This is a genomic window from Pseudoduganella sp. RAF53_2 (genome assembly GCF_052113985.1).
In the GTDB taxonomy this organism is placed as follows: domain Bacteria; phylum Pseudomonadota; class Gammaproteobacteria; order Burkholderiales; family Burkholderiaceae_D; genus Rugamonas.
Map to the genome: position 1 here is coordinate 1 of NZ_JBFRDW010000236.1, position 8214 is coordinate 8214.

At 65.0% G+C, this 8214-nt stretch carries 12 protein-coding genes; 10 read left to right on the forward strand and 2 right to left on the reverse strand.

The genetic code is table 11. The features are described from left to right. The 8 genes from AB4Z11_RS15250 to AB4Z11_RS15285 all read left to right on the forward strand — a co-directional run. A partial coding sequence (locus AB4Z11_RS15250) for a hypothetical protein (protein ID WP_442026095.1) occupies positions 1-1463 on the forward strand: 1463 nt, incomplete at its 5' end. Further along, entirely contained in the window at positions 1460-2119 is a 660-nt protein-coding gene (locus AB4Z11_RS15255; RefSeq protein WP_442026096.1) for a hypothetical protein, read from the forward strand. The genes AB4Z11_RS15250 and AB4Z11_RS15255, both read left to right, overlap by 4 nt. After that, a complete protein-coding gene (locus AB4Z11_RS15260; RefSeq protein WP_442026097.1) occupies positions 2116-2613 on the forward strand; it encodes a hypothetical protein in 498 nt (165 codons plus the stop codon). The genes AB4Z11_RS15255 and AB4Z11_RS15260 overlap by 4 nt, the downstream gene beginning before the upstream one ends. Continuing rightward, a complete protein-coding gene (locus tag AB4Z11_RS15265) occupies positions 2597-3331 on the forward strand; it encodes a hypothetical protein (RefSeq protein WP_442026098.1) in 735 nt (244 codons plus the stop codon). Before AB4Z11_RS15260 ends, AB4Z11_RS15265 begins: the two co-directional genes overlap by 17 nt. Then, positions 3328-4032: a type II secretion system protein gene (locus AB4Z11_RS15270; RefSeq protein WP_442026099.1), complete on the forward strand. Its 705-nt coding sequence runs from the start codon at positions 3328-3330 to the stop codon at positions 4030-4032. The genes AB4Z11_RS15265 and AB4Z11_RS15270 overlap by 4 nt, the downstream gene beginning before the upstream one ends. Then, the gene (locus AB4Z11_RS15275) at positions 4029-4922 is read left to right on the forward strand and encodes an ABC transporter permease (RefSeq protein ID WP_442026100.1); all 894 of its coding nucleotides are present in this window, start codon (positions 4029-4031) and stop codon (positions 4920-4922) included. The genes AB4Z11_RS15270 and AB4Z11_RS15275 overlap by 4 nt, the downstream gene beginning before the upstream one ends. Continuing rightward, a complete protein-coding gene (locus tag AB4Z11_RS15280; RefSeq protein WP_442026101.1) occupies positions 4922-5680 on the forward strand; it encodes a hypothetical protein in 759 nt (252 codons plus the stop codon). The genes AB4Z11_RS15275 and AB4Z11_RS15280 overlap by 1 nt, the downstream gene beginning before the upstream one ends. Before the next feature lie 23 nt (positions 5681-5703). Then, positions 5704-6252, forward strand: a complete 549-nt coding sequence (locus AB4Z11_RS15285; protein ID WP_442026102.1) for a prepilin-type N-terminal cleavage/methylation domain-containing protein — start codon at positions 5704-5706, stop codon at positions 6250-6252. Here AB4Z11_RS15285 and AB4Z11_RS15290 read toward each other — a convergent pair. Continuing rightward, complete coding sequence (locus AB4Z11_RS15290) at positions 6249-6587, reverse strand: ArsR/SmtB family transcription factor (RefSeq protein WP_442026103.1); 339 nt, start codon at positions 6585-6587, stop codon at positions 6249-6251. The two genes, AB4Z11_RS15285 and AB4Z11_RS15290, sit on opposite strands and share 4 nt — an antisense overlap. Further along, positions 6568-7020 (reverse strand): SRPBCC family protein, encoded by a 453-nt coding sequence (locus AB4Z11_RS15295; protein WP_442026104.1) that lies wholly within the window; start codon positions 7018-7020, stop codon positions 6568-6570. Before AB4Z11_RS15295 ends, AB4Z11_RS15290 begins: the two co-directional genes overlap by 20 nt. Positions 7021-7107: 87 nt before the next feature. On the opposite strand from AB4Z11_RS15295, the gene AB4Z11_RS15300 reads away from it, so the two are divergent. Together AB4Z11_RS15300 and AB4Z11_RS15305 are read left to right on the forward strand one after the other, a co-directional pair. Further along, a complete protein-coding gene (locus AB4Z11_RS15300) occupies positions 7108-7836 on the forward strand; it encodes a histidine phosphatase family protein (protein ID WP_442026105.1) in 729 nt (242 codons plus the stop codon). Positions 7837-7885: 49 nt separating this feature from the next. After that, positions 7886-8214, forward strand: a 329-nt coding sequence (locus AB4Z11_RS15305) for a phosphotransferase (protein ID WP_442026106.1), incomplete at its 3' end; no start/stop codon positions are given.

Genomic DNA, 8214 nt, shown 5'->3' on the forward strand with positions numbered 1-8214 from the left:
GCCTCACGGCGTTCGCCAACTATCTCGCCCAGCACGGCCGCGTTCCGGCATTCCTGATCGCGGACCTGGTGGAAGAAGACTTCCAGCGTCAGCTGCTGCCGCATGTCACGGGCCGCGCCGGCCGCGACCTGCTGGCGCGCCGCGTCGCGCAAGCCTTCCGCGATACGCCTTACCGGACCGCCCTGCAGCAGGGCCGGGACGAGGAAGGCCGGCGCGACGACCGCGTGCTGCTGACCGCCCTCACCAACCCTGCTCTGCTGGCCACCTGGATCGACGTCATCGAACAGCAGCAAACACCGCTGGCCGGAGTCTACTCGGCCACCCTGCTTTGGGCGGATCTGCTGGACGAACTAAGGCTGGGTTACCAGCACCTGCTGCTGGTCAGCGAACATTCGGCCGGCATGCGCCAAATCTATTTCCACGACGGCGCGCTGAAATTCTCCCGCCTGGTGCAGGCGAATGGCCAGTCCGCCGATCCGGCCATGATCGCCGCCGAAACGGCGCGCACACGGCAGTTCCTCAACAGCTCTCACTTTTTGGCGCGTGAAGAAATCCTGCACACGGTAGTGATTACGCCGGCCGAGGCGATTGAACGTTTGTCGGCCGCGTGCGCGGACCGGAGCGATCTTTACTATCACTTCGAGCCCATCGAAGCGGCCGCCGAAAAACTCGGCATGGACGATGCACCGCCCCTGGCCGACGGTCTGCTTCTGCACTGGCTGGCCGAAGAACAGCCGCCCAGCCATTATCCGCTGGGCGAAAAGGGACGCTACTTCCGCTTCTGGCAAATTCGCGTCGCGCTGTACGCATCCAGCGCAGTGGTGGGTGCTGCATGTCTGATCTGGACCGTGGCAAATCTGATCCACTATGCGGTGGCGACCTCCCACAGCAAGGACCTGGCCGTGGAAACCCGGCACTATGATCAGAGCTACGCCAGAAGCATGTCGGACATGCCGCCGGCGATGGACAAGACCATCAATATGAAGGCCGCCGTCACGATCGATCAGATGGTGGCGCGCCAGGGTCCGTGGCCACTGGCGATGATGAATATGGTGAGTGATGCGCTGGAACGCTCGCCGCAGATCCGCTTGACGCAGCTGGAGTGGCGCGCCAACGTGCCCGGCTCGCATCCGGTGACCGAAACCACCATGAACCCGATGGCCGCGACCAGCGCTGCCCTGGTGGCGCCGCAATCGTCCCTGCTGCTTGGCATTCCGAAGGCGCCGCCGCAGGTGCTGCGGCTACAGGCCGAGGTGCTGGTCGACCAGAACGAATACCGCAACGTGCTGATGGCCATGAGCCAGTTCACCAGCGAACTGGCGCGCAAGCCGCGCATGGAAGTGCAGGTCGAGCAACTGCCCTTCGACGTGCGGCCCAACGTGAAACTGAGTGGCAAAGCGGGCGCGCCTGGCGCCATGACCGAGCGCGCCAGGTTCACTCTTAACCTGGCGTGGCAGCCATGATGGCCCGATCCATCAACGCCCCCGTGCGACTCCCGATGCCCGACTGGCTGCGGGAGTTTGCACAGATCCGCAAGGCCGCCGTCACCTTCGCCGGCACAATCGGCATCGCGGCGGCCGCCGTTTTCGCCAGTTATTGGCATATGGACACCGCCCGCCAGTCCGAAGCGGCGGCGCTCGCGGCGCGCGACGCATCCCGTTCCAGGCTGGTGCACGCCGAAACGGAGAAGGCCGAGATCCGCCTCTATCAGCCGCAATTCCTCGAACTGCGGCGCCGTGGCCTGATCGGCAATGAGCGGCGGCTGGATTGGGTGGAGGCGATCCGCCAGATTCAGGAACAGCGCAAGCTGCTGCCATTGAGTTACGAGATCGAACCACAGCAGCCTTACACGCTGGAGACGCGGCTGCCCACCGGCGATTATCAGCTGCGCGGCAGCCGCATGGCGCTGCATATGGATTTGCTGCACGAGCTGGATCTGTTCCAGTTCCTGGGCGACCTGCGCCAGACCGGCACATTCACCGTGCAGGATTGCGCGATCCGCCGCGCATCCAGTGCCGGCACCACGCCGCTGGCGCCTTCGCTCAACGCCGACTGCACGCTGGACTGGCTGACGCTGATCCCCGTTGCTACCGTCACACCGCGGAGGCCAGCACCATGAAGACTGTACGCCTTCTGCCAGCGCTGCTGGTCCTGTTCATCCTGCTCCTTGCCGCCGGTGCGGCGGAGCAAGCCGGCGCCCAGACCTTCATCACCATGGGCAGGCTGTTCACCACGCCGGGTGAGCGTGCGCAACTGGATCAGTTGCGCAACAGTGGCGCGGCAATCCAGGCCGGTCCCGCCGCCGGTCCTGGCGCGCCCGGTGCATTGGGCGCCACGGCGCCGATGAACGGTACGCCGGGCGCAATGCCGGGTGCCGCCTCTTCGGGCGCCGACGCTGCGCCGGCCCCGCCGCCGGAGCCGGTCCAGCTGACGGGCATGATCCGCCGCAGCAATGGCCGCACTACGGTCTTTGTCAACGACGAGGCGCGCGAGGCGCATTCGGCAAATAACGGGAAAGCTGCGCGGGTCAGCGTGGACGGCAAAACCATCGTGCTGAAACCGGGGCAAAGCTATGATYCGGACACAGGAGCCATCCGTGAAATCGGCCAGTAGCCGCCGCCCGCCCATTCGCCAGCGCGGCGCCGCGCTGCTGTTGCTGATGGTGGTCGCCAGCGTGGCGGCAGCCAGCCTGCTCATCAGCGCATTCTCGCGCTCCAGCGTTGAGCAGATTCGCGAACGGCGCACCATCGCAACACTGGGCCGCGCCACCGATGCGCTGGTGGGCTTCGCCGCGACGCATGGCCGCTTGCCGCGTCCCGCCATCTCGGCCACGGATGGCCGCGAACGTTCCGAACCTTGCAGCGGCGAGGAGGATTGCAGCGGCTTTTTGCCCTGGGTCGATCTGGGCGTGGAAGGCGTGGACAGCTGGGGCAAGGTGCTGCGTTATGCGGTCACGCCGGTATTCACCACGCCGCCAGTCCAGCGCGTGTCCGCCATCGCCACCAAACGGGTGCAGGCACGTGATGGACAGGGCCTGTTGTTCTACACCGTGGGACAGGACCAGTGCCAGCTGGCCGCGCAGTGCGCGCCGGCCGTGGTGCTGTCGCAGGGACGCAATAATCTGGGCACGCACGCCAACGGCCTGCGTCAGGCCAATGGCACGGTGGCGAATCTGGACGAGATCGGCAATGACAGCGCCTCGATTGGCTTCATTGGCCGCGCAGCCAGTGACGACCCACGCCGTCCCGGCGGCGAGTTTGACGACCTGCTGGCCGTCGTGCCACTGCAAATCATGTACAACCGGATGGCTGCGGCCAAAACACTGCCATGAGCAAGCGCGCACAAGGCTTCACGCTGGTGGAAATGGCGATCGTGCTGGTGATTGTCGGCCTGCTGATCGGCGGCCTCGTTACGCCGCTTGGCGTGCAACTGGAGCAGCGCCGCGTGGCCGATACGCAGCGGGCGATGGAGGATGCGCGCGATGCGCTGGCCGGTTTCGCCGTGCGCAACGGCTATCTGCCCTGCCCGGCGATTTCGGCGTCCAACGGACTGGAAGACCGCGAAGGCGCGCGCTGCACCAATGAGCGGCGCATCGGTTTTCTGCCGTGGGCGACCCTCGGGCTGCCCAAACTGGATAGCTGGAACCACCTTTATCTGTACAGCGTGACGCCGGCCTTTACCGACAGCGCCAATGTGTTCCGCCTGAATACGCCGCGCGATATCACCATCGCCAGCCGCGATGCGTTGGGCAATCTGGTGTCGGCCAGCGCGAGCAATGATATTCCGGCGGTGATTCTGTCGCACGGGCATAACGGCTACGGTGGGTACAGCGACGCCGGCGTACGCATGGCCGATGCCGGGAGCGGCAATATCGACGAGAAGACCAACATGAGCCCGGACGGCCGTGCCTTTATCTCGCGCACCGCGACCGACAACGCCGCCGCACCCGGCGGGGCTTACGACGATCAAGTGGTATGGCTGTCGCCGAATATTCTCTACAACCGCATGCTCGCGGCCCAGAGGTTGCCATGAGCACCTCCCGTCACCGCACCTCGTCCGAGCCAGTATCACCGGCCGCCGACTCGTCCGAGCCAGCGGCACCGGCCGCCCGCTCGACCGGCCCGGGCGCGGCGAAACGTATCAGCCATCGTCCGTCCACGCGCGCGGCGGCGATGGCCATTGCACAGTTCACCGTGCTGGAGGCGCTGCGTAGCCGCGTCTTGTGGCTGCTATTGGCCGCGCTGGCCGGCTCTGTTGGTCTATCCGGCTTCCTGTCCGCCATCGCACTCACCGAGGCGCGCGAAACGCAGGCGGCTTTACTGGCCACGGCGCTGCGCCTGTCCGCAGTCTTCCTGCTGGCCAGCTTCGTGGTGACCAGCATGTCCCGCGAAGCGCAGGACAAAGGTACGGAGTTGCTGCTGGCCTTGCCGCTCCCGCGCACGGCCTGGCTGGCTGGCAAACTGCTTGGCTTTGGTGCGCTCGCCCTGCTACCCGCTGCGCTGTTCGGCGGCCTGCTCGCGTTCTTTGCCGCACCGGCGCAGGCCGCACTGTGGTCCGCATCACTACTCTGCGAGCTGTGGATCGTCGCCGAGTTTGCGGTTTTTTGCACCATGACGATGAGCCGTCCCTTGCCGGCACTGGCTGTAGTGACGGGCTTTTACATCCTGTCGCGCAGCCTGGGGGCGCTGCAACTGCTGGGACATGCGCCCAGCGGCGCCGACAGCACGCGGCATGCCATCACCTCCGCGATCGACGCCATCGCCATGCTGCTGCCGCGCCTCGATCAGTTCACGCAGACAGGATGGCTGCTTTATGCGACCGGCAGCGTTGCGACGCTCGCCCACATCGCCGTGCAGACCGCCATCTACCTGGCGCTGCTCGCCGCCGCCACCGCATTCGACCTGCACCGCAAGGACTTCTGATGCGCCGACCTTTGCCCTCCTCGACGCCGCCACAGGCCCCCGCCGCGCCGCGCGTAACCGGCGCACGCCAGCCGCGCGTACCACGGGCCGTTGCGGCGGTGTTGCTGCTTGCGCTGGGAGCGCAGATTGCCTGGCGCTGGACCGGCGCTGCGGCGGGAGCGGATGCACGCGACCTGCCGGAAGCGCCGTCCGCAGCTGCGTTAAGACTGGCAAGCCTTGGCGAGCCGGAAGCGGCGTCGAAGGTGGCGATGCTTTACCTGCAGGCCTACGATGATCCGAACGTGCATTGGCGCGAGATGGATTACGGCCATCTGCGCGACTGGCTCGCACGCGCGCTGGACCTCGCCCCGCGCAGCCAATACCCTCTGCTGGCCGCGTCGGAACTGTACACCGCCGTACAGGACCCGCCGCGTGTGCAGACAATGCTCGACTTTGTACACGACCGCTTCAAGGAAGATCCAAACCGGCGCTGGCCCTGGCTCGCGCATGCCGCCCTGATCGCGCAGCATCGTCTGCACGATCCACAACAAGCGCAGCGCTACGCGGCCGAATTGCGCGCGCAGGCAAGCGAAGCGCCGCAATGGGCGCGTGAGCTGCAGCCGCTGCTGGCAGGCACAGAATTGCAAGCCACTCGCCGCCTTGCCGGCGCGATGCTCACCACGGGCCAGATCACCGATGCCAGCGAGTTGCGCCTTCTGGAGCGCAGATTGCAAGCCACGGAAACGCGCGCCACCCCGCCTGACGCAGCGCTAAGATAATGCATCCACGAAAGGAAAAACCCATGTCCCAACGCGGCYTTACCCTTGTTGAAATCGCCATCGTCCTTGTCATCATCGGCCTGCTGCTGGGCGGGGTGCTGAAAGGACAGAGCCTGATCGACAGCGCGAAAGTCAAGAATGTGATTCAGCAGTCGCAGTCGCTGCAGGCTGCCGTCAACGCCTATCAGGACCGCTTCCGCGCCCTGCCTGGTGACGACATCATGGCTACCACCCATGTTCCCGGCGCGACGGGCAACGGCAATGGCGACGGCCAGATCACCGAATACCAGCTGGCGCCCCAGCACCTCGCGCTGGCAGGCCTGATCACCGGCTCCTACAACGGCACCACGGACTTCATGACCAGCGCCCAGGGCGGCGCCGTCTACATCTACAACGACGTGGTGGGTGGACGCGGCGGCAATGGCATCCGCTTCGACAACCTGCCCGACACCTTCTCCGAGCAGATCGACTCGAAACTGGACGACGGCAAGCCGGACACCGGCTCGGTGCGCGCCACCGGCCCTTACACCAACAACGGCAGCATCATCACGCGCACCGCCATCTTCTTCTAGTCTTCAACAAAGGCCTTCAGACGCGCCAGCGCCGCATCCCACTGCGCCGACACGTGATCGAGATAGGCACGTGCATCGGCAATCGGCTGCGGATCGAGCGCGAAGCGGCTTTCGCGCCCCGCACGCTGGCTGCGGACGATGCCCGCGCCTTCCAGCACCGCCAAATGTTTGGTGATCGCCTGCCGCGTCAGGGACGACCCGGCCGTCAGCTCCGAAATACTCTGCGGCTCGCCGTCCGATAAGCGGCCGACGAGCCACAGGCGCGTGGGATCTCCCAGCGCCGAGAACACCGGCGCCTGGACCTGCGCCGCACGTTCAAGGGTGCGCAGCGACATAGTCCGCGATGTTTTGCATTTGCTGGGTCCAGCCGCCATCGTTCATGCGGAAAGCTTCCGCGCGGCGATGCTCCGGCACCTTGTCGAAGCCCGATTCGGTGAGGGTCAGCAGCGTGCCGCCATCGAGARCCTTCAGCCGGAACTCAACCAGGGTTGGCTCCTCCTTCGAATAATCCACCTTCTGGTCGATGCCATACGGATGCCAGCTGAACGAGAACAAGGACTCCGGCACGATTTCCTTCACGGTCGCGGTCCAGCGAACATGCTCATAGCCTGGATGCGTGATATGGCCCGTGCTGGGCTGACCCGGTGCGAAAGGCTGGTCCAGCTTCACGCGGAACCATTCGCCAAATTCCTCGTGATTGGTGAGCGCGCGCCACACGCGGGAAACCGGCGCCTTCAAGGTGATTTGCTTTTCGATACGATCAGTCATGGGTTCATCCTCCTTGCCCGGCATGGTAGAACACGCACGATCGAAATGCAACCATTGGGTTGCATAAATATCTGGTACGCTAAAAAAATGAATACTCCCAATCAATCCCGCCGCCGCATCTTCGTGATGCGGCACGGCAGCGTTACCTATTTCGACGCCACCGGCAAACCCTTCCTGCCAGAAAGCGTGCCACTCAACGAAGCGGGCCGCGTGCAAGCCAGCGCCGCCGGCCAGGAATTCGCGCGCCAGCAGCTAAGGTTTGACCGTGTGATCGTTTCCGGCCTGCCACGTACCGTCGAAACGGCCCGGCGCGCGCTGGCCGAAACCGGGCAGCAGATCGAATTGGAAATCTGGCCGGAGCTCGAGGAAATCCGCGGCGGCCGCCTGTCCGCCATTCCCGATGAGCAGATCCAGGCCGCCTTCACCGGCGCCTTCGAAGGCGTGGTGGCGGAGGACAAACGCTTCCTCGGCGGCGAATCCGTGGGCGAGCTGATGGACCGCGTACACCCGGCCCTGGCCAGGCTGCGCGCCGACGAAAACTGGGACACGGTACTGCTGGTGCTGCACGGCGGCGTCAACCGCGCCATCCTGTCTTACGCCCTGACCGGCGGCCAGCGCACTTTCTTCGGCGGCATGTCGCAGACGGCGGGCTGCATCAACGCGCTAGACGTCGGCGCAGCGGAACAGGATTGGGTACTGCGTTTCTCCAACTATTCCCCTCCAGCGCCCCTGCAGACCGAAACACGCACCACCACCATGGAACAGCTGCTGGCCGAATACATGAAGTTCCGCGTCACTTTTCAGCAAAACAAATAGCACGCCCGTTCTTTTCTGGTGTACGATAGCCGCTCAACAAGGAGACGCTATGTTCGAGGAATTCATGGGAACGAAGGCCGTTTCGGAGCGCCACCGCTTTGACACGGCCGCGCTGGACGCCTATTTGCGCCAGCACGTGGAAGGCTATCCGCACGGCGAACTGACGGTGGAACAGTTCAAGGGCGGCCAATCCAATCCGACCTTCAAGCTGACCATTGGCGGCCAGAGCTACGTGCTGCGCACCAAGCCTGCCCCTGCCGACAAGCTGCTGCCGTCGGCCCATGCCATCGACCGCGAATTCCGCGTGATGGACGCCTTGAACAAAGCCGGCTTCCCCGCCGCCCGCCAATACTGCCTGTGCATCGACGAATCGGTAAT

Coding starts and splice junctions, on each gene's coding strand:
- AB4Z11_RS15290 (WP_442026103.1), bottom strand. CDS start 6,587: ATGTCGCTGCGCACCCTTGAACGTGCGGCGCAGGTCCAGGCGCCGGTG.
- AB4Z11_RS15280 (WP_442026101.1), top strand. CDS start 4,922: ATGCGCCGACCTTTGCCCTCCTCGACGCCGCCACAGGCCCCCGCCGCG.
- AB4Z11_RS15270 (WP_442026099.1), top strand. CDS start 3,328: ATGAGCAAGCGCGCACAAGGCTTCACGCTGGTGGAAATGGCGATCGTG.
- AB4Z11_RS15300 (WP_442026105.1), top strand. CDS start 7,108: ATGAATACTCCCAATCAATCCCGCCGCCGCATCTTCGTGATGCGGCAC.
- AB4Z11_RS15255 (WP_442026096.1), top strand. CDS start 1,460: ATGATGGCCCGATCCATCAACGCCCCCGTGCGACTCCCGATGCCCGAC.
- AB4Z11_RS15275 (WP_442026100.1), top strand. CDS start 4,029: ATGAGCACCTCCCGTCACCGCACCTCGTCCGAGCCAGTATCACCGGCC.